This window comes from Massilia sp. 01N410, assembly GCF_056399665.1.
The window spans coordinates 151777-171034 of the sequence record NZ_JBFTRV010000009.1; the positions used below are offsets into that span (position 1 = coordinate 151777).

Below are 19258 nucleotides of genomic sequence, written 5' to 3' on the forward strand. Positions count from 1 at the left end.
TGGGCAAGGATCAAGACGGCGACGCGCCGCTGCTGTCGGCCGGAAAGACCGGCGTCGGCCGCGCCTGCTTACGGGCGCGGCACGCGCTCGGGAGCGACAAAGGCCAGCGCTTCTTCGAAGGAACGCAGCACCATGTCGACCTGCTTTTCGACCAGCGAGGCGCTCGGCACCGGATCGATCAGCGGCAGCCGTATCGTCACCAGCATCGATTCGGGCAGGCCGGCGCGCAGGTTGGCGACAGTGGCCAGCCACTGGTCCAGCATGGCTTCGACCGGATAGGCGATGAAGACGGTCGACACCAGGTCGGCCGTGTCCGGGCCCGGGTTCTCGTTGTCGGCGATGATCGAGAAGCTGCGCGCGTCGACGCCGGCTTCGCGCAGGGCGCGCACCAGCAGTTCGCTGAGCAGGTCGTCGCGCATCGAGGCCAGGCCGACGCACAGCACGACGGAGTGGGCAGGGACGTCGAGGGCGCCCTGCCAGCGGCCCAGGCGCGCCTCGCGCATCTGGCGCAGGTGGGCGCCGACATTGGCGTCGAGCAGCGAGACGTCGCGCCGGCGCCGGCTCTTCGGCGGGCCGCCCGATTCCGGCGTCAGGGTGATGGCGACGTCGGCGATGACGGCGCGGATCCGTTCCTCCTGGATCTTTTCCATCTTGCCCGAGCGGGTGTCGCTGGCCGCCAGCACGATGCCCGGCAGCAGGATGTGGTCGCAGTAGCGCGCGAAGCTGGAGCGCTCCAGGTAGGCATGGGCGTCGTGGATGATGGCGCCGATGTCGCCGGCCAGCACGCGCTGGTAGAAGCGCTGGGCGCCCGTGACGGCCGGGGCGTCGCCGAGCAGGATGGTGACCGGCTCCAGGGTGCGGACGTGGCGGCCGGCCACCACCAGGCACAGGGTGAGCGGGGTCGACAGCAGCAGCCCGACCGGGCCCCACATCGCGCCCCAGAACAGGGCCGACACGATCACGGCCAGCGGCGACAGGCCCGAGCTGTGGCCGTAGACTTTCGGTTCGATGATGTTGGCCACCACCAGTTCGAGGGCGACGAACAGCACCATCACCGACAGGGCCAGGGTCCAGCCGGGGTCGATGGCGGCCACGAACACCGCGATCACGGCGCCGGCCGCCATGATGCCGAGATAGGGAACGAAGCGCAGCAGGCCGCTGAGCGCACCCCACAGCGCCGCGTGCGGCACGCTGAGCGCCCACAGCACCACGCCGATCAGGGCGCCGAAGGTGATGTTGACGATGAATTGCGAGAAGAAGAAGCGCGAGACGCCCTGGGCCGCATCGGCGAGGGCCTGGATCGTGCGGCTGGTCTCGGTCTGGCCGCCGAGCCGGATCAGGCGGTCGCGCAGCGATTCATGCTCCAGCGACATGAAAATCAGCAGCACCAGCACCAGGCCGGCCTCGCCGATCGGGCCCCAGGCCAGCGAGAACAGGCGGGTCAGTGCGCCGGTGGTGGTCAGGCGCGGGGCGCGGATCTCGACCGGGATCGGCTGGGTCGGGCTGATGGTGATCGTGGTCATGCCGCGCTTGCCGGTGGCGGTCGTGCCGCCCGACGGCGCCACCGCGCTCAGTTCGGCCTCGATGCGGGCGAAAGGCCGCTCGGCGATTTCGCGCACGGCGGCCACCTTGGTGCGCATTGCCGCACGGTACTTCGGCAGGTCGCCGGTGACGGCCACCAACTGGAAGGCCAGCACGATGCCGACCCCGACCAGGCAGGTGGTGGCGAGCAGCACCGACAGTGCCGTCGCCGGCACCTGGGGCAGGCCGGCGCGGCGCATGCTGCGGATCAGCGGCGCGATCACCAGGCTGAGGATGGAAGCGAGGGCGATCGGTTCGAGAACGTCGCGGCCGACGTATAGCAGGCCCAGGCCACAGGTGACGGTGATCAGGGAGCCGGCATTCAGGTGCTTGAACAGGGAGAGATCGCGCATTCGCGTGCTGCGTGCGGAATAGAAATCTATCCCGAGAAAACGTAAAACCAGCAATGTAGCGCAAAAACGTGAAGGCGATCAATTTTATGCTGGTTTTCGCCTCCCGTTCAGCCCTGTGACCGCGATTTTCAAGTGCCTTGATCGATGCTGGCGGTCTGCAGCGGCGCCAGCGCCGGTCCTTCCAGCACCCGGCCGTCGGGCGCGAAACGGCTGCCGTGGCAGCTGCAGTCCCAGCTGGTCTCGGCGCCGTTCCACTTGATCTCGCAGCCCATGTGCGAGCACTTGCCGGCCACCGCCTGCAGCCGGCCGTCCTGGGAGCGATAGACCGCCACCGGCTTGCCGTCGACCTCGATCTTGCGGCTCCGGCAGGGCGGCAGGTCGGCCAGCTTGCCGACCTCGCCGGCGCCGAGCGCCACCGCCTGGTCCGGGCTGGCGGGGCCGGTGCTTTCCCTTTCGAAGCCCCTGGGCCGCTTGTCCCCGGCCAGGCGCTCGACCGCGTACAGGTCGCGCCAGGGCGTGCCGCGGCCGAGGATCTCGTCGGCCAGCATCATGCCGGCCAGGGTGCCGTAGGTCAGGCCGTCGCCCGAGAAGCCGGTCGCGACATAGGTGTTCTCCGCATCGACGTTGCGGCCGATATAGGGCAGCTTGTCCTTGGCGCGGTAGCGCTGGGCCGACCAGCGGTATTCGACCGGCCCGATCGGAAAGTGGTCGCGCGCGAACAGTTCCAGCTGCTGGAAGCGCTCGGCGCCGACTTCCTGCTCGCCCAGCTTGTGGGCGCTGCCGATCACCACCAGGTAGCTGCGGCCGTGCTCGGTGAAGGCGCGCACCGAATGCCGCTCCCGGCCGATGCACCAGTAGGCGCCGGGTTCCGGCACGCTGTCGTGCAGCGGTGCGGCGATGCCGTATTCGCGCACCACCTCCAGCTGCGACTGCACCAGGTGGATGCCGACCGGCGTATGGGTGGCGATCACGATATGCTGGCAGGCGACCTTGCCGTGCTCGGTGTGGACCACGGCAGGCGCATCGTCGATGGCGGTGACGCGGGTGTTCTCGAAGATCAGGCAATCCTCGCCACCGATACGCTGGGCCAGTTGCCGCACGTACGCCAGTGGCTGGAACTGGGCCTGGTCCTCGACCCGCAGGGTTTTCAACGCCGTGTCGATCGGCAGCGGGGCGTCGTCGCGCAGGTCGGCATGCAGGCGCGCACGCATCGCCGCCAGCGCTTCCTTCTCGATGTCGCCCACATGGGCGGCATCGACGCCGATCAGGTGCCAGGGCACGCGCTGGAAACCGCAGTCCAGTTTCAGGCGGCCGACCGTGGCCTCGATCAGGTCGATGGCGGCCGAGCGCGACTCCACTACCCGGCGCATGGTTTCAAGGCCATGCAGCTCTTCCAGCGTGTGCAGGCCGAGGTCGACGGTGGCGTAGAGGTTGCCGGTCGAGTTGCCGGTGTTGGCGTCGCCGGCCTTGCTGGCGTCGAGTACGGCGACCCGCTTGCCGGCCTGGACCAGAAGCATGGCGGCGGTCAGGCCGGTGATGCCGGCGCCGACGATGGCGACGTCGACTTTCAGGTCGGTTTGCAGGGTCGGCAGGCAGGCGGTCTTGGCCGCCGTGCCTTTCCAGAGCGATGAGGTATCCATAGGGGGCGCCTTTCTGTCGTTGTCGGTCTGCGTACGGCCAGCCGCGGGGCTGGCCGCGTTCGGCTCATGATCCCAAGAACCGGCATGCCGCGGCGCAGCGTTGACGAACGTAAACGAAAGAAGATGCCCGCCGGCGCAGCCTTCAGCGCGCCACGATCAGGCGCAGGCCGAGTGCGATGAAGATGGCGCCGGCAAGCCGGTCCATCCACATGCCGGCGCGCGGGCGGCGCGTCAGCCAGGTGCCGACCGTGCCGGAGAAGAAGCCCAGCAGGCCGAACAGGACTGCGGCCTGCGCCGTGAACGTCAGGCCGAGCAGGGCGGTCTGCAGGTTGGCGTCGCCGCGCTGGGCCACCACGAACTGCGGCAGGAAGGACAGGAAAAACAGCGCCACCTTCGGATTGATGGCGTTCGCGAACACGCCGCGGAAGAACAGGGTGCGCGCGGATTCGGTCACACCCTCGGCGCGGCTGGCGGCGGCGGCGCCGCGGCTGCGGATGGCGTTGAAACCCATCCATGCCAGGTAGAGGCCGCCGCATACCTTCAAGGTCGTGAAGGCCAGCGGCGAGGCTGCGATCAGGGCACTGACACCGATCACCGCGAGCAGGGTATGGCTCAGGCAGCCGAGCGCGCAGCCGAGGCCGAAGGCCATCCCGCGCATGCGGCCCTTGGCCATGCCGATGCCGAGGACCATCATATTGTCGGGCCCCGGAGACAGGGTCAACAGGATGGCGGCGGCCAGGAAAGCGAGCAATTGTTCGGGTGTCAGCATGCGCGCATCTTACACTTCGTTGACATAGTGCACTAGTCCCGGTCCAAGGTTGCGCCACTGGGCGGCCTCGATGGTGTACAGTGGCAATTTTGCAACATCTGTTAATTCTTTCCACTGCATGCGACCAAGCAAACGCCACCGGCCAGTCCGCCACGCCACCGAGAGGCTGCTGGGCACCCTGCTTGCGGGCGGCTGGGCGGCGGGACTCAGCTATCGCCTGGGCGGTCACGGCAGCCTGGGCGTGAGCCGCTACGAGCTCGAGCTGGGACCCGAGCGGCGGCTGCCGCGTCCCTTGAAGATCGGCTTCGCCTCGGATTTCCACGCCGGCCCGACCACCCATCCGGCCTTGTTCGACGTGCTGCTGGAGCGGATTCGGCACGAAGGTCCGGACGTGCTGCTGCTGGGCGGCGACTATATTTCCTTCGACGCCGCCAACATCGGCCAGCTGCGCGGCTTCCTGCGGCAAGCGACGGCGCCGCTCGGCACCTATGCCGTGCTGGGCAACCACGACGTCTGGAACGGCAGCGCCGAGGTGGCCGCGGTGCTGGCCGAGGCCGGCATCGAGGTGCTGGTCAACCGGAATATCGCGCTGCCGGCGCCTTTCGGGTCGGTCAGCATCTGCGGCATCGACGATCCGTGGACCGGCGCGCCTTCGGCCGGGGCCACCTTCGCCGGCGCCGGCCCGGTGCGGATCTATCTGATGCATTCCCCGGACGGCCTGTGGTGCCTGCAAGGCCAGCGTTTCGACCTCGGTTTTGCCGGCCACACCCACGGCGGGCAGGTGGTACGCCGCAATGGCGAACCGCTGAAGCGTCCCAGCGGTCCCTATTCGCGGGAATACGGCCATGGACGCTTCGAGATCGCGGGCAACGGCCCCCTGTTCGTCAGCCGCGGCATCGGCTGCGCCGGCATTCCGTTGCGCGTTCGCGCCGATCCGGAGCTCGTCATCTGCACTTTGCGCTAAAAATTCTTCCCGAATTAACCGTTTTTCGGGCAAGGGCGTACTCTATCGATTGATTTTTGAGTAATATGGCGTGCCGCTTACGCTGCTGCCGAGCGGCAACCATGCCCGCGGAGGAGACATCCAATATAAAAGGGCCTGGGGACTATCTACTATCGATTGGAGAATGCAGTGAGTCTTTTTAGAACCAAGAATCTCGACCACATGGTCGCCGCCGCGGGCAAGCCCAGCGGACTGAAGAAGGTGCTGGGCCCCTTCGACCTGATCCTGATGGGGATCGGGGCGATCGTCGGTACCGGTATCTTCGTGCTGACCGGCACCGGCGCCCTGACCGCCGGTCCGGCACTGACGCTGTCCTTCGTCGTCTCGGCCATCGCCTGCGGTTTCGCCGCCCTCTGCTATGCCGAGTTCGCATCGACGGTGCCGGTGGCCGGTTCGATCTATACCTACAGCTATGTGGTGCTGGGCGAACTGGTGGCCTGGATGATCGGTTGGGACTTGCTGCTGGAATACGGCCTGGCGACCTCGGCGGTGTCGGTTGGCTGGTCGGGCTATTTCCAATCCCTGATCGGCGGCTTCGGCATCGAGATTCCGAAAGCCTTGTCGGCGGCACCGGGCGCGCTGCCCGGCGTCAGCACCATCATGAACCTGCCGGCGCTGCTGATCATGCTGGTGCTGACCGCCATGCTGTCCTGGGGCGTGCGTGAGTCGGCCCGCGTCAACAACGTGATGGTCGTCATCAAGATCTCGGTCGTGCTGCTGTTTATCCTGGTCGGCTTCAAGCACGTGACCCCGGCCAACTGGCATCCCTTCATGCCCTTCGGCGTGTCGGGTGTGATGAGTGCCGCCGCCGTGGTGTTCTTCGCCTTCATCGGCTTCGACGCCGTGACCTCGGCCGCCGAGGAAGTCAAGAACCCGACCCGCGACCTGCCGATCGGCATCATCGGTTCGCTGGCCATCTGCACCATCCTGTATGTGATCGTGTCGGCCATCATGACCGGCATCGTGCCGTTCAAGCTGTTCGAAGGCATCGACCACCCGGTCTCGCTGGCCCTGCAGCACGCCGGCGAAAACTGGTTCGCCGGCTTCGTCGACCTCGGCGCCATCCTCGGCATGACCACCGTCATCCTGGTGATGGCCTTCGGCCAGACCCGTATCGTGTACGCGATGTCGCGCGACGGCCTGCTGCCGGCCAAGCTGTCGACCGTGCATCCGAAATTCGGCACCCCGTTCTTCGCGACCTGGGTGGTCGGCATCCTGTTCGGCCTGATCGCTGCCTTCGTGCCGCTGAACGTGCTGGCCGAGCTGGTCAACATCGGCACCCTGGCCGCCTTCTGCCTGGTATCGGTGGCCGTGATCGTGCTGCGCAAGAAGCGTCCGGACCTGAAGCGCGCCTTCCGCTGCCCGGGCGTGCCGGTGATTCCGGCGATCGCCGTGATCTTCTGCCTGGCGCTGATGAGCTTCCTGAGCCTCATCACCTGGATCGCCTTCGGGATCTGGCTGGCGATCGGCCTGCTGGTCTACTTCGGCTACGCACGCAGCCGTTCTCTGCTGCATGGCGTGACCCAGTAAGGGGCAGCGCCATCCTTTAGTATTGCCCGATCGGGGCGCCGCGGCTCCTGCTGCGGCGCCCCGATCGCTTTCCGAAGTTCCTTTTGGAAATTCGTGAAATTTTTGTAATCCCTGTCCGACATTCAGGTAAGCCGACAACCGATTACGTGCGCGCCGGGCGCTACGGATAATCTTGGTAGAACATTTACCAATAGATTGTCTATGACCACCACCTATGCCATGGAGTCGCCCGAGCTGGAATCCGCGCCACGAGCGCGGGCAGGCCAGGCGCTTGCAAGCTCGAAAGCCCTGTATTTCTCCCTCCTGGACAAGCCGGAGGCGGCCGCCGCCAGGTCGCGCGACTACCTGCAGGCCCAGATCGAGGCCGCGCGCCTGGAACCCTGCGACCTGCCGGACGGCTTGTGGGAGCTGCCCGGCTGGATCCAGGGCCGCGCCGAATCGGCGGGCATCGCCTATCGCGAATACCTGAGCGCCCGCAAGAACGGCGCGCCGCGCCGCTACTTCGGCAGCAAATCGCATGCGCTGTACTTCCTGAAGGGCGTCGCGCCGACCAAGCTGGTCGACGGCGCCTGGCTCTACGGTACCCTGCCGCGCTGGGAAAATCCGGATTTCCACCCCCTCATCAAGACCTATCTCGAAGAGCTGGGCGACGGCGCGCCCGACAAGAACCACGTGACCCTGTACCGCCGCTTGCTGGCCACCCATGGCTGCGAGCATTGGGAAAGCCTGTCGGAAAGCCATTTCGTGCAGGGCGCGATCCAGCTGGCCCTGGCCTGCAACGCCGACCGCTTCCTGCCCGAGGTCGTGGGCTACAACCTCGGCTACGAGCAGCTGCCGCTGCACCTGCTGATCACGTCCTACGAGCTGAACGAACTGGGCATCGACCCGTATTACTTCACCTTGCACGTTACCGTCGACAACGCCGGCAGCGGCCATGCGCACAAGGCGGTGCAGGCGCTCCGTCACCTGATGGCGCAGTCCGGCGACCCGGCCGACTTCTTCCGCCGCGTGCTGGACGGCTACCGGCTGAACGAACTCGGCGCCTGCACCACCTCGGTGATCGCCGCCTTCGATCTGGAAGCGGAGCTGGTCGAGATCTTCACGGCCAAGGCCGCGGTCGGCCGCAACATGCATTCGGATTACTGCCGCGTCGCCGGCCGCTCGATCAACGACTGGCTCGGCGAGCCCAGGCAGATCCCGGCCTTCCTGGCGGCGCTGGAAAGCGCCGGCTGGATCAAGCGCGGCGAGGACGTCGAGAACAGCCGCTTCTGGCGCCTGATCCAGGGCGAACGCGCCGAGATGTTCGGCGTCTTCACCAGCTACGAACAGCAGGTGCTGCGCGACTGGATCCAGACCCCGCGCGATGCCGACGCCTCCCAGCGCACCACGCGCGTGCTGAGCCACCGCGCGCGCCAGCGCACCCTCGACACCCTGACCCAGCACGCCGGCAAGAGCGGCTATCCGGAGCGCGGCCTGATCCGCCGCCATGCGGCCGGCGCCCTGCAGGGCGATGCCGAGTTGCGCGAACTGGAAGAGAAGGTAGCCGGCGCCGCTTCCAAGCCGGAAGCGATGGCCATGCTGGCGCGCCTGATGTCGCCGTCCGTGCATCACACGGCCATCGGCCTGATGGCGACCCGCATGTATTCGCAACTGCTGGACGCATAGCGGCAAGGGCAGGACGGAAGCAAGACCCGACGGCGCGGAAGGGATGCCTCTCTTCCGCGCCGCCGTGCGATCAGCCTTACAAGGACCTACACGTGCAAATTCTCGAACAACGATTCCTGCGTGGCCCGAACATCCATGCGGATACCCCCTGCCTGCTGTCCGTGCTCGACCTCGGCGACCTGTACGGCGTCTCCACGCGCGACATCCCGCGGTTCAGCGAAGCCCTGCTGAACCTGCTGCCTTCGCTGGCCGAGCACCTGGTGCCGATCGGCCAGCCGGGCGGCTTCGCCCAGCGCCTGCGCGAGGGCACCTACCTGGCGCGCGTGGTCGAACACGTGACCCTCGGCCTGCAATGCCTGGCCGGCGCTCCGGCCAGCTTCGGCCGCACCCGCCCGGTGGCCGGCACACCTGGCCAGTACCGGGTGGTGTGCGCCTACCAGATCGAGAAGGTGGCGCAGCCGGCCTTCCAGCTGGCGGTGGACATCGTCGACGCGCTGGCCCACGGCCATGACTTCAACGACCTGGCGGCACGCCTGGAAGAACTGCGCGAGCTGGCCGAGCACTACGCGATCGGCACCAGTACCGCCGCCGTGCTGGCGGCCGCCCACGAGCGCGGCATCCCGGTCCAGCGCATCACCGAGGACGCCAACCTGTTCCAGCTCGGCTGGGGCGTCAAGCAGAAGCGCATCCAGGCCACCATCACCGGCGACACCAGCAATATCGCGGTGCGCATCGCCGGCGACAAGCAGCTCACCAAGCAGCTCTTGACGGAAGCCGGCGTGCCGGTGCCGGAAGGCGAGACCGTCGACACCATCGACGACGCCCTGCGCGTGGCGCGCAAGCTGGCGGTGCCGGTCACCGTCAAGCCGCTCGACGCCAACCAGGGCAAGGGCGTGACGGTCGACTGCCGCACGCCGGAAGAAGTCGAGCAGGCCTATGCCTTCGCCCGCAAGTTCGGACGCCGCATCATCGTCGAACGCAGCATCGAAGGCCGCGACTACCGCGTGTTCGTGGCCGCCGGCCGCGTCGCCGCGGCTTCCTGCCGCCGTCCGGCCCATGTGGTGGGCGACGGCCGGCACACGATTCGCGAGCTGGTCGAGATCGAGAACCGCAACCCGGCGCGCGGCGCGGGGCACACCAACATCCTGACCCGGATCGCGCTCGACGCGCATGCCGAGGACGTCCTGCGCAAACAGGGCCAAGCGCCGGATACCATCCCCGCCGAGGGTGTGGCGGTCGAGCTGCGCGGGAATGCCAACCTGTCGACCGGCGGTACCGCCGAGGACGTGACCGAGCTGCTGCCGGAATCGACGCGCCAGATCTGCGTGCGCGCAGCAGGCAAGATTGGCCTGGACGTGGCCGGCATCGACATCGTCTGCCGCGACATCAGCCAGCCGCTGGCGGCCCAGGGCGGCGCCGTGATCGAAGTGAACGCCGCGCCGGGCATCCGCATGCACCAGTATCCGAGCAGCGGCGAGCCGCGCGACGCCGGCGGCGCGATCGTCGAAGGCCTGATGGGCAACTCGGACGGCCGCATCCCGATCATCGCCTGCACCGGCACCAACGGCAAGACCACCACCACGCTGCTGATCGCCCACGCCACGCGCCTGGCCGGGCGCGTGACCGGCGCCACCACCACCCACGGTGTCTACATCGACGGCAAGCAGATCACCAAGGGCGACTGCACCGGCTACTGGTCGGCGCGCACCGTGCTGGCCGCGCCGGAAGTCGAGATCGCGGTGCTGGAGACGGCACGCGGCGGCATCCTCAAGCGCGGCCTGGCCTTCGACTACTGCGACGTCGGCATCTGCCTGAACGTCTCGCCCGACCACCTGGGCCTGGACGGCGTCGACAGCATCGAAGACCTGGCCCAGGTGAAGGCCGTGGTGCCACTGTCCGCCACCCGCGCCGCCGTGCTGAACGCCGAAGATCCGCTGTGTGTGGCGATGGCGCGCCGCGTGCGCCCCGACGTGGAGCTGGTCTATTTCGCCATGAATCCGGAAGCCCCGGTCTTGCTGCGCCACCTGGAAGAGGGCGGCCGCGCCGCCTATTTGCAGGACAATGCCATCGTGCTCGCCGACGCCAATGTGCACCAGGAGCTGCTGCGGGTCGAGAGCATGCCGATCTCGATGGGCGGCCGCGCGCGCTACAACATCGCCAACGCCCTGGCAGCCAGCGCGGCGCTGATGGCGGCCGGTTTCAGCAACCTGCAGATCGCCACCGGCCTCTCCACCTTCGTCAGCGACGGCAAAACCAACCCGCTGCGCACCAATGTGTTCGAGGTGCGCGGCGTCACCGTGATCGTCGACTACGCCCACAATCCGGCCGCCTACGCCGCCCTGGCCGAGATGGCGCGCTCGCTGCTGCCCGGCCAGCTGGTCGGCATCGTCACCGCACCGGGCGACCGCCGCGACGCCGACCTGCTCGAAGTCGGCCGCGTCTGCGCAGGGCGCTTCGACGAACTCGTGGTCTACGAATCGTCCAGCCGCGGCCGCGCCTACGGCGGCGCCGTCGACCTGATCCTGGAGGGCGCGGAAGAGGTGGTCGGCAAGACCGATACCCTGCACCGCGAGCTGGAGGTGGGGGCGGCGATCCGCCTCGGGATGTCGCTGTGCGGGCGCGGGGACGTGCTGGTGTTTGCCTGCGGGTCCTCGCTGCAGGTGTTCGTGGATGCGATCCGGGAGATGGATCCGGAGAGTGCGGAGCGGATTGCGGGACAGGTGGGGTGAGAGACCTGCGCTGGAACGACGAACGGGCCTCAGGGCCCGTTTTCCATTGGTGGCTTGCTACACTGACTCGGTTTCAATCCGCCGAGCCACCTCCGGCGAAGTCGGCCGTATCGCCTCCAGCAACTCGCTGATATCCGAGCCGCAGCCGAACACCAGCACGTCGCCCTTCTCGCAGCGCGCCAGGCCCGCCCGGATCGCGTCAATCACGTCGAGCTCCACGCGCAGGTGGTCTTCCTCGAACTTCGCCAGGCGGATTCCTTCGGCCAGCCTGGCCGCCACGGCGCCGGCGGCGCGGCCGCGGTTCTCGGTTTCGTAGACCACCAGTGCGTCGAAGCCGGCGGCGCAGGTGGCGCCGATGTCGACCAGGTCGGCGTCGCGGCGGTCGCCCGGGGCGGCCACCACGCCGACCAGGCGGCCCGGCGTCATCGCGCGCGCGGTCTCGGCCAGGGCCGCATAGGCTGCCGTGTTGTGGGCGTAATCGAAGATCACGGTGACGCCGTCGACGTCGAACAGGTTCGAGCGCAGCGGGTTGTGCTTCCAGTCGGAGACGAAGCTGCGCAGGCCGTCGGCGATCTCCAGGTTCCCGAAGCCGCTTGCCGCCAGTGCCGCGACGGCCGCCAGGCTGTTGGCGATGTTGTAGCGGGCCGCGCCCTTCAGCGTGACGGGCATCTGGCGCACGTCGACGATGGCCTCGTGACGGGCGCCGTTGGCCATCACGATGGTATTGTCTTCCAGGTAGACCGCGCGGCCGCCGTGGTCAAGGTGGCGCAGCAGGCAGGGGTTGTCGGCGTCCAGCGAGAAGTAGAGCAGTTCGACGCCGTCCGCCAGGGTCGCGGCCATCGCCACGCAATGGTCGTCCTCGGCGTTCAGCACCACCGCGCGCGAGGCGCGCTGGGCCACCACGGCCTTGACTTTGGCGAGCTCCTCGACCGAGTCGATGCCGTCCAGGCCCAGGTGGTCCGCCGACACGTTCAGCACCACCGACACATCGCATCGGTCGTAGGCCAGGCCGCGCTTGAGGATGCCGCCGCGCGCCGTCTCCAGCACCGCGAAGTCGACGTCCGGCGAGCTCAGGACGCTGCGCGCCGAGCAGTAGCCGGTGCAATCGCCCTTGACGATCCGCTGGCCGTCGACGAACACGCCTTCGGTGGTGGCGGCCCCGGCGCGCAGGCCTGCCATGCGGACGGCGTGGGCGATCAGCAGGGTGGTCGTGGTCTTGCCGTTGGTGCCGGTGACGGCCACCACGGGAATGCGGCCGTCGTCTTCGCCGAACAGGGCCTCGACGATGGCGGCGCCGGCGTCGCGCGGCGTGCCCCGGCTCGGATACTGGTGCATGCGGATGCCTGGCGCCGCGTTCACTTCGATGATGCCGCCGCGCTGCTCGCGCAGCGGTTGCGAAATATCCTCGCACACGATGTCGATGCCGGCCACGTCGAGGCCGATGGTGCGGGCGGCGCGGATGCAGATGTCGCGGGTCTCTTCCGGCAGCAGGTCGGTCACGTCCTCGGCGGTGCCGCCGGTGGAGAGATTCGCGTTGCCGCGCAGTTCGACACAGGTGTCTTCCGCCGGTACCGAATCAAGATCATAGCCCTGCCTCGCCAATATCTGGAGGGCGATCTCGTCGAGCGGGATGTTGGTCAGGATGTTGGTGTGACCGTCGCCGCGCGCGGGGTTGCGGTTCTCGATCTCGACCAGCTCCCGGATGGAATGCACGCCGTCGCCGGTCACGTGCGGCGGGCGGCGCCAGGACGCGGCCGCGATCTTGCTGCCGGTGACCAGCACGCGGTAGTCGCGCCCGCGCAGGAATTCCTCGACGATCACGCGGCGGCCATGTCTGCGCGCGAACTCGAAGGCGCGCTCGACTTCTTCCGGCGTGGCGCAGGCCGTGGTCACGCCCTTGCCCTGGTTGGCATCGAGCGGTTTCACGGTAACGCTGCCACCGTTCCTGCACAGCCTGTGCGCCACGCGCTGGGCCTCGGCCAGGGTGCTGACGGTGTCGCCGGCCGGGACCGGGCAGCCGGCCTGGTCGAGGAGCAGCTTGGTGAGCTGCTTGTCGCTGGCGATGCCGACCGCGATGTTATTGGTGGCGCCGGTGATGGTCGCCTGCAGGCGCTTCTGCCTGCTGCCCCAGCCCAGCTGGAACAGGTTCGCCTGGTCGGTCAGGCGCAGGCTCGGGATGCCGCGCTTGCGGGCGGCGTCGACCACGGCGCCGGTACTGGTGCCGATTGCGTAGTCTTGCGCGATTTCCTGCAGTTCCTTCAGTGCGGCGCCGAGCTCGTATTCCTGGTGCGCGGCGACCGCGCGTATCAGCTCGCGGGCAGTGCGCAGGGCGGCGCCGGCAAGCTGTTCGATGGTATAGCCGCAGACCACACGCAGTTTTTCCGCTTGCGCGGGAACAGGCATGCTGGCGCTGAAACCGGAGGCGGCGCCAGCCAGTCGTTGCAGCTCCATCATCACCGGCTCCAGGGCTTCGGCGGGAGAGGCGCAGTCGGCCAGGCGGGCTGCCGCTTCGGGGCATATGCCGGGCAGCAGGGCCAGCAAGCGGGCCCCGAGGCCAGCGGTGTGGGAATGCTTGCCATCTTCGCCGGTGTCGACGACGGCCATCAGGCAGGGTGTGGCGGCGTACAGATTGGGGCCGCGCAAAAAGCGTTGTTCGATGATTCTCATGAGAGCGGATTCGGTTTAGTTACATTTTCCAGAAACTCGAGCAGCGGACGGGGAATGCGCTGTTCCTCGTCCTCGTCGTCGTCGTCCGGCAGGCGGAACTTGCTGCCCGCCGGTAGCAGGTGCAGGCGTACGTCGATCAGTTCGGGGGTCTCGTGGTCCGAGATCTCGGCGATATTGGTGCTCATGTTGCGGCCGTCGACGATGGTGACCGCGCCTTCGCCCAGTACTTCGATGCCGACCCCGCGTTCGATGATCAGGGCGGTATCCTCGTCGATCCCGATACCCAGCAAATACGGATTCTGGGCCACCACCGACAGCAGGCGCGAGAGACGCTGGCGCTCCGAGAAGTGCTGGTCGACGACGACCCTGTGCAGGAAGCCGAGGCCGGCGCCCAGGCTCACCGAGCCCTTCTCGGGGTGCAGTTCGGCGCGGCCCTGGGCCAGCATGTGGCCCGACATCGCCGAGGCGCCGGCGCTGGTGCCGCCGATGCAGGCGCCGCGCAGCTTGAGGGCGGCATGCATCTCGGTGTCGAGGGCGGTGCCGCCGATGATGGCCAGCAGGCGCTTCTGGTCGCCGCCGGTCATGAAGATGCCGGTGGCGTCGCGGATGTCCTTGATGTGCTCGTGGTCGTTGGCGCTCTGGCGGCTCTGCAGGTGCAGGTGTACGCGGTTCTTCACGCCGAGTTCGCCGAAGGCCTGGTCATAGATTTCCCACATTTCGCCGGCGACCGAGCTGGCGGCCGAGATCACGACGATCTTCGCGTCCTTGCCCCCCGCAAGCTCGACGAATCTGCACAGGATTTCCTTGTCGTGCTGGCGGTCTTCATGACCGCCGATGATCACCAGATGGCCGTGGCTTTCGCGCACCTGGCGCTCCTGTTCCTGTTGTTGCGGCGTTTGTTCTCGTGGCGTCATGGGTTCGCTGCTTCCCGGTTCTTGATGCTCAGTTGCCGATTCGTGCCCGCGGCATGTCGCGGTTGCTGAAGGCGCCGGCTTCGGTGCGGCTGACCGCGATCAGGCCGACGTCGACGTCCTTGTCGAACAGTTCGATACCGCGCCTGAGTGCCTGCTCGAGCGGCATGCCGTCCTCGATCCAGGTGTAGACGCGGTGCGCCAGCAGGTGGCGCACGATGTATTCGCCGATGCCGGTGGCGGCTACCGCCCCGGCCGGGCCGGCGTAGAAACCGCTGCCGACGATGGGGGTATCGCCCACGCGGCCCAGCAGCGAAGGGGCCGAGCCGCCGGTGGAGGCGGCCACGCCGAAGTGGCCGTCGGGCGCGCGCACCACGGCGCCGACAGTGTCGCAGGCGGCGCCCGGCGGCAGGTCCGGCGCGCTCCGGTAGTTCCAGAAGCGCAGGAAGGCCTGGTTGTCGACCCCAGGCATGGCCGGGGCGGTCCCGGCCAGGGCCTCGCGCACCTGGCGGTGCTGTTCGCGCTGGTGTTCGGAGATCGTGTTCCAGAGCGGATGGCGGATGGCGGCGGCGAAGCGGTCGGCGCCGTCGCCGGCCAGGAACCAGTGCGGGGTATCGGCCACCGCGCGCGCCAGCAGCACCGGGTTCTCGATGCCGCGCACGCAGGCGACCGCACCCAGGCGGCCGCGGGTATCCATCACCGATGCATCCATCTCGACGGTCTCGCCGTCCAGGCACAGCACCGAACCGCGGCCGGCGTTGAAACGGCCGTCATCCTCGAGGACGGTGACGGCGGCGATGGCGGCTTCGAGTGCATCGCCGCTGATGCCGAGCTCTTCGACGGCGCGCTGGGCGGCGCGCTCGCAACCGTCCTTGTATTCGGGCTTGCCGCCGGCGCCGCCGTGGACGACGATGGCATGGCTTCCTTGGCTTAGGGACATTCTTCTTCTCCAAAATGATGCAATGCCGCGCTAGGCTTCAGCGCGGCATTCGAATGTGCACATTATGCAAATGATGCCGAAATTGAAACATCGGTGCCGGGGCCGTGTGAATGTAAGAGCCCGCTGACAAGGATTCGTGAAGACGGACAGGAAGGGATCAGTGCAGGGCGGAAACCTGGCGCAGGGCCTGGCGCAGTTCGCGGGCGACCTGGCGGCGCTTGGCTTCATTGACGAAGCGGCCCACTTCGATCCGCACGCCGCGCGACTCGAGGGTGATCAGGGGGCGCCGGGCGCCGGCGGGCGGCAGCTCGGTGGGCGGCAGGACGCGCGTCCGGAGCGGATCGAGGCGCGCCTGGCTGCGGACGTTCGCCTGCACGCATTCGATCAGCAGGCAGCTGGTGGACAGGGAGATGCGTTCGCGGTCGAGGGCGTGGCGGGCATACAGGACCAGGGCCAGGCCCACGCAGGCCAGTTCGAGCAGCGAGAAGGCCAGCACGATCCAGACCCCGCGCAGGAAGAAGGCGAGGGCGACGGCCAGCGAGATGGTGCACAGCACGGCATAGGCGCGCGCCACCTGGCGGGGCGTCATCGAACAATTGCGCTGCAGTGTCCACTCGAACCACATTCATTTCACCATCGGCGGCGTCTCGAAGGTATGGAAGGGTGCCGGGCTGGGCACCGTCCACTCCAGCCCTTCCGCGCCATCCCAGGGCCTGGCAGGCGCCGGTGCAGCGAATTCCAGAAGTGAAACCTGGCGCGCCACTCGTTGACCATATGCCCGGTCCACTTCGGCACCCGGTAATAATAGCCGGAGAACATGCAAAACAGCGATCCGGCTACCAGCACGTAGTGGAAATGGCCGACCACGTAATAGGTGTCCCGGACCTGGATGTCGATCGGCGCGACCGACAGGATCAGCCCGGAAAGGCCGCCGATCGTGAACACCCACAGGAAGCCGGCCGCGAACAGCATCGCCGGCTCGAAGGTGAGCGAGCCCTTCCACATGGTCGCGACCCAGTTGAACACCTTCACCCCGGTCGGGTTCGCGACCAGCATGGTGGCGTACATGAAGAACAGCTGGGCCGTGACCGGCATCCCGGTGGTGAACATGTGGTGGGCCCAGACGATGAAGGAGATGATGGCGATCGCCGCCGTGGCGTAGACCATCGAGGCATGGCCGGACAGGGGCTTGCGCGAGAAGTCCGGAATGACCTGGGAAGTGATCCCGGAGCCGGGCAGGATCATGATGCAGACCTCGGGATGGCCGAAGAACCGGAATACGTGCTGGAACATCAGCGGACCGCCGCCGCCGGCCGCGATGAAGAGGGTGGTGCCGAGGCAGGCGGTGATCAGCCAGGTCCAGCAGCACACCGGCAGCGCGCACGATCGCAGCGTGTGGCGGGCTTGATACATCCGGCGCCCGATTGCGGCTTGTGGAACTTCCGCGGCGGCGGGAGACTCGCCGGCCCCGGCCGAGTTCTGGTAACATCTCGCCCCTTCCCTTGCTCCTCTTCCAGATAGGCTTCCATGGCGAACGCTTGCGGCGTCGATTTCGGCACCTCCAATTCCACCGTCGGCTGGGTCCGCCCCGGCCATCCCAGCCTGCTGGCCCTCGAGGACGGCAAGCCGACCCTGCCGTCGGTCGTGTTCTTCAATGCCGACGACGAACAGGTGCGCTACGGCCGCGCCGCCCTGGCCGACTACCTGGAGGGCTACGAGGGCCGCCTGATGCGCTCGCTGAAAAGCCTGCTCGGCACCAGCCTGATGGATGGCCAGACCGAAGTCGCCGGGCGCGCCTTGCCATTCCGTCAACTGCTGTCCCATTTCATCGGCGAGCTGCGCCGTCGCGCCCAGCAGCAGGCCGGGCGCGAATTCACCAGCGCCGTGTTCGGCCGCCCGGTGTACTTCGTCGACGACGATCCGCAGGCCGACCGCCTGGCCGAGGACACCCTGGCCGAGATCGCGCGCGCGGCCGGTTTCCGCGAGATCGGCTTCCAGTACGAACCGATCGCCGCCGCCTTCGACTACGAATCGCGCATCGAGAAGGAAGAACTGGTGCTGATCGCCGACATCGGCGGCGGCACCTCGGACTTCTCGCTGGTGCGCCTCGGCCCGGACCGCGCAGGCCGCATCGAGCGCCGCGACGACATCCTCGCCACCGGCGGCGTGCACATCGGCGGCACCGACTTCGATAAATACCTGAGCCTGGCCTCGGTGATGCCGCTGCTGGGCTACGGCAGCGCGCTGGTTTCTGGTGCGCCGGTGCCGTCCAGTTATTATTTCAACCTGGCGACCTGGCACACGATCAACCAGGCCTATACCCGCAAGAGCATCGCCCAGCTCGACGACCTGGCGCGCGACGCCGCCGAGCCGGCCAAGCTGGGCCGGCTGCGCAATCTGATCGACGAGCGCGCCGGCCACTGGCTGGCGATGCGCGTCGAGGACGCCAAGATCGGCCTGTCGGCCACGCCGCTGGTCGAGCTCGACCTGGACCGCTTGTCGCCGCCCGAACGCCTGCAGGTGGAGCGCGCGGTGTTCGAGGCGGCCATCGCGGGCCTGGTCGACCAGGTCGGCGCCACCGTGCAGCGCCTGCTGGGCGAGGCCGGGGTGGCCGCGGACCAGGTCGACACGGTGTTCTTTACCGGCGGCTCGAGCGGGGTCGCGGCCCTGCGTGAACGGATTGCCGCCATCGTCCCCGAGGCGAGGCGCGTCGAGGGCGACCTGTTCGGCAGCATCGGCGCAGGCCTGGCCATCGACGCCGCCCGTAAATTCGGTTAAGTGAAAGCCCAACTCTGAAAGACCACCATGTTTGAACGCCCGATCGTCATGCTCGACTTCGAGACCACCGGCCTCTCGCCGGAGGGCGGCGACCGTATCACCGAGGTTGCCGCGCTGCGCATTGCCGGCGGCGAGATCGTCGACCGCTATGTGTCGCTGGTGAATTGCGGGGTTCGCATTCCGCCCTTCATCACCTCGCTCACCGGCATCACCCAGCAGATGGTCGACACGGCCCCGCTCGCCGAAGACGTGGTGCCGGAACTGATCGAATTCATCGGCGGCGACACGCTGGCGGCCCACAACGCCAGCTTCGACGAGAAATTCCTCAAGGCCGAAGGCGCGCGCCTGGGCCACGCCTGCCGCCATGCGGGGCTGGTGTGCTCGGTCAAGCTGTCGCGGCGGGTGCTGCCGGGCATGTCCAGCTACAAGCTCGGCGAACTGGCGCGGTCCCTCGGGATCGCCTTCCGCGGCACCGCCCACCGCGCCGAGGCCGACGCCGAAGTGGCGGCCCGCCTGCTGCTGCACATCGGCCGCCGCCTGGGCGAATCCTACGGGCTGGCGCCGGTGGCGCCCGAACTGCTGGTCGAGATCAATCGCCTCTCGGCAGCCAGGGTGCATGGCTACATCGGCGATTATGCTGCAGCGCGCAAAAGAGCGCGCTGAGCTGTCGAAGGGGTCGCCCGCTAGCCTGT

13 protein-coding genes and 1 pseudogene are annotated in these 19258 nt (G+C 67.9%); 6 read left to right on the plus strand and 8 right to left on the minus strand.

Annotated features, from left to right (window positions below; all coding sequences use genetic code 11):
• Positions 1-68: 68 nt before the first annotated feature.
• From AC1DOP_RS14435 to AC1DOP_RS14445, 3 genes are all read right to left on the minus strand, one after another.
• A complete protein-coding gene (locus tag AC1DOP_RS14435) occupies positions 69-1934 on the minus strand; it encodes an AI-2E family transporter (RefSeq protein ID WP_477251896.1) in 1866 nt (621 codons plus the stop codon).
• Between the two features lie 128 nt (positions 1935-2062).
• Complete coding sequence (locus AC1DOP_RS14440; RefSeq protein WP_477251898.1) at positions 2063-3574, minus strand: FAD-dependent oxidoreductase; 1512 nt, start codon at positions 3572-3574, stop codon at positions 2063-2065.
• 142 nt (positions 3575-3716) lie between these two features.
• Positions 3717-4343, minus strand: a complete 627-nt coding sequence (locus AC1DOP_RS14445) for a LysE family translocator (RefSeq protein WP_477251900.1) — start codon at positions 4341-4343, stop codon at positions 3717-3719.
• Between the two features lie 118 nt (positions 4344-4461).
• Here AC1DOP_RS14445 and AC1DOP_RS14450 point away from each other — a divergent pair, with 118 nt between their 5' ends.
• The 4 genes from AC1DOP_RS14450 (at position 4462) to cphA (AC1DOP_RS14465) (ending at position 11270) form a co-directional block, all read left to right on the plus strand.
• A complete protein-coding gene (locus AC1DOP_RS14450) occupies positions 4462-5307 on the plus strand; it encodes a metallophosphoesterase (RefSeq protein WP_442122105.1) in 846 nt (281 codons plus the stop codon).
• A gap of 168 nt (positions 5308-5475) precedes the next feature.
• Complete coding sequence (locus AC1DOP_RS14455; RefSeq protein ID WP_442122106.1) at positions 5476-6876, plus strand: amino acid permease; 1401 nt, start codon at positions 5476-5478, stop codon at positions 6874-6876.
• A 201-nt stretch (positions 6877-7077) separates the two neighbouring features.
• Positions 7078-8541 (plus strand): iron-containing redox enzyme family protein, encoded by a 1464-nt coding sequence (locus AC1DOP_RS14460; RefSeq protein ID WP_442122107.1) that lies wholly within the window; start codon positions 7078-7080, stop codon positions 8539-8541.
• A 92-nt stretch (positions 8542-8633) separates the two neighbouring features.
• Positions 8634-11270 (plus strand): cyanophycin synthetase, encoded by a 2637-nt coding sequence (gene cphA, locus AC1DOP_RS14465; RefSeq protein ID WP_442122108.1) that lies wholly within the window; start codon positions 8634-8636, stop codon positions 11268-11270.
• 57 nt (positions 11271-11327) lie between these two features.
• On the opposite strand, the gene cphA (AC1DOP_RS14470) is transcribed toward cphA (AC1DOP_RS14465), so the two are convergent.
• From cphA (AC1DOP_RS14470) to AC1DOP_RS14490, 5 genes and pseudogenes are all read right to left on the minus strand, one after another.
• Positions 11328-13937 (minus strand): cyanophycin synthetase, encoded by a 2610-nt coding sequence (cphA, locus tag AC1DOP_RS14470; protein ID WP_442122109.1) that lies wholly within the window; start codon positions 13935-13937, stop codon positions 11328-11330.
• Positions 13934-14851 carry a cyanophycinase gene (locus AC1DOP_RS14475; RefSeq protein WP_442122110.1) on the minus strand — a complete coding sequence of 306 codons (918 nt, stop codon included), beginning with the start codon at positions 14849-14851 and terminating at the stop codon, positions 13934-13936. Before AC1DOP_RS14475 ends, cphA (AC1DOP_RS14470) begins: the two co-directional genes overlap by 4 nt.
• Before the next feature lie 28 nt (positions 14852-14879).
• Positions 14880-15788 (minus strand): isoaspartyl peptidase/L-asparaginase, encoded by a 909-nt coding sequence (locus AC1DOP_RS14480; protein WP_442122111.1) that lies wholly within the window; start codon positions 15786-15788, stop codon positions 14880-14882.
• Between the two features lie 157 nt (positions 15789-15945).
• Positions 15946-16377 carry a DUF2244 domain-containing protein gene (locus tag AC1DOP_RS14485; protein WP_442122112.1) on the minus strand — a complete coding sequence of 144 codons (432 nt, stop codon included), beginning with the start codon at positions 16375-16377 and terminating at the stop codon, positions 15946-15948.
• Positions 16378-16413: 36 nt separating this feature from the next.
• Positions 16414-17165 (minus strand): annotated as a pseudogene (locus tag AC1DOP_RS14490) (cbb3-type cytochrome c oxidase subunit I); the annotation flags it as partial.
• A 150-nt stretch (positions 17166-17315) separates the two neighbouring features.
• Here AC1DOP_RS14490 and AC1DOP_RS14495 point away from each other — a divergent pair.
• Positions 17316-18566 carry an Hsp70 family protein gene (locus AC1DOP_RS14495; RefSeq protein WP_442122113.1) on the plus strand — a complete coding sequence of 417 codons (1251 nt, stop codon included), beginning with the start codon at positions 17316-17318 and terminating at the stop codon, positions 18564-18566.
• Positions 18567-18593: 27 nt separating this feature from the next.
• The gene (locus AC1DOP_RS14500) at positions 18594-19229 is read left to right on the plus strand and encodes a 3'-5' exonuclease (RefSeq protein WP_442122114.1); all 636 of its coding nucleotides are present in this window, start codon (positions 18594-18596) and stop codon (positions 19227-19229) included.
• Positions 19230-19258 lie beyond the last annotated feature (29 nt).

Excerpts from the sequence above, each read along its gene's own strand:
- AC1DOP_RS14435 (WP_477251896.1), bottom strand. The coding sequence starts at position 1,934 with ATGCGCGATCTCTCCCTGTTCAAGCACCTGAATGCCGGCTCCCTGATC.
- AC1DOP_RS14440 (WP_477251898.1), bottom strand. The coding sequence starts at position 3,574 with ATGGATACCTCATCGCTCTGGAAAGGCACGGCGGCCAAGACCGCCTGC.
- AC1DOP_RS14445 (WP_477251900.1), bottom strand. The coding sequence starts at position 4,343 with ATGCTGACACCCGAACAATTGCTCGCTTTCCTGGCCGCCGCCATCCTG.
- AC1DOP_RS14450 (WP_442122105.1), top strand. The coding sequence starts at position 4,462 with ATGCGACCAAGCAAACGCCACCGGCCAGTCCGCCACGCCACCGAGAGG.
- AC1DOP_RS14460 (WP_442122107.1), top strand. The coding sequence starts at position 7,078 with ATGACCACCACCTATGCCATGGAGTCGCCCGAGCTGGAATCCGCGCCA.
- cphA (WP_442122109.1), bottom strand. The coding sequence starts at position 13,937 with ATGAGAATCATCGAACAACGCTTTTTGCGCGGCCCCAATCTGTACGCC.
- AC1DOP_RS14475 (WP_442122110.1), bottom strand. The coding sequence starts at position 14,851 with ATGACGCCACGAGAACAAACGCCGCAACAACAGGAACAGGAGCGCCAG.
- AC1DOP_RS14480 (WP_442122111.1), bottom strand. The coding sequence starts at position 15,788 with ATGTCCCTAAGCCAAGGAAGCCATGCCATCGTCGTCCACGGCGGCGCC.
- AC1DOP_RS14485 (WP_442122112.1), bottom strand. The coding sequence starts at position 16,377 with ATGACGCCCCGCCAGGTGGCGCGCGCCTATGCCGTGCTGTGCACCATC.
- AC1DOP_RS14495 (WP_442122113.1), top strand. The coding sequence starts at position 17,316 with ATGGCGAACGCTTGCGGCGTCGATTTCGGCACCTCCAATTCCACCGTC.
- AC1DOP_RS14500 (WP_442122114.1), top strand. The coding sequence starts at position 18,594 with ATGTTTGAACGCCCGATCGTCATGCTCGACTTCGAGACCACCGGCCTC.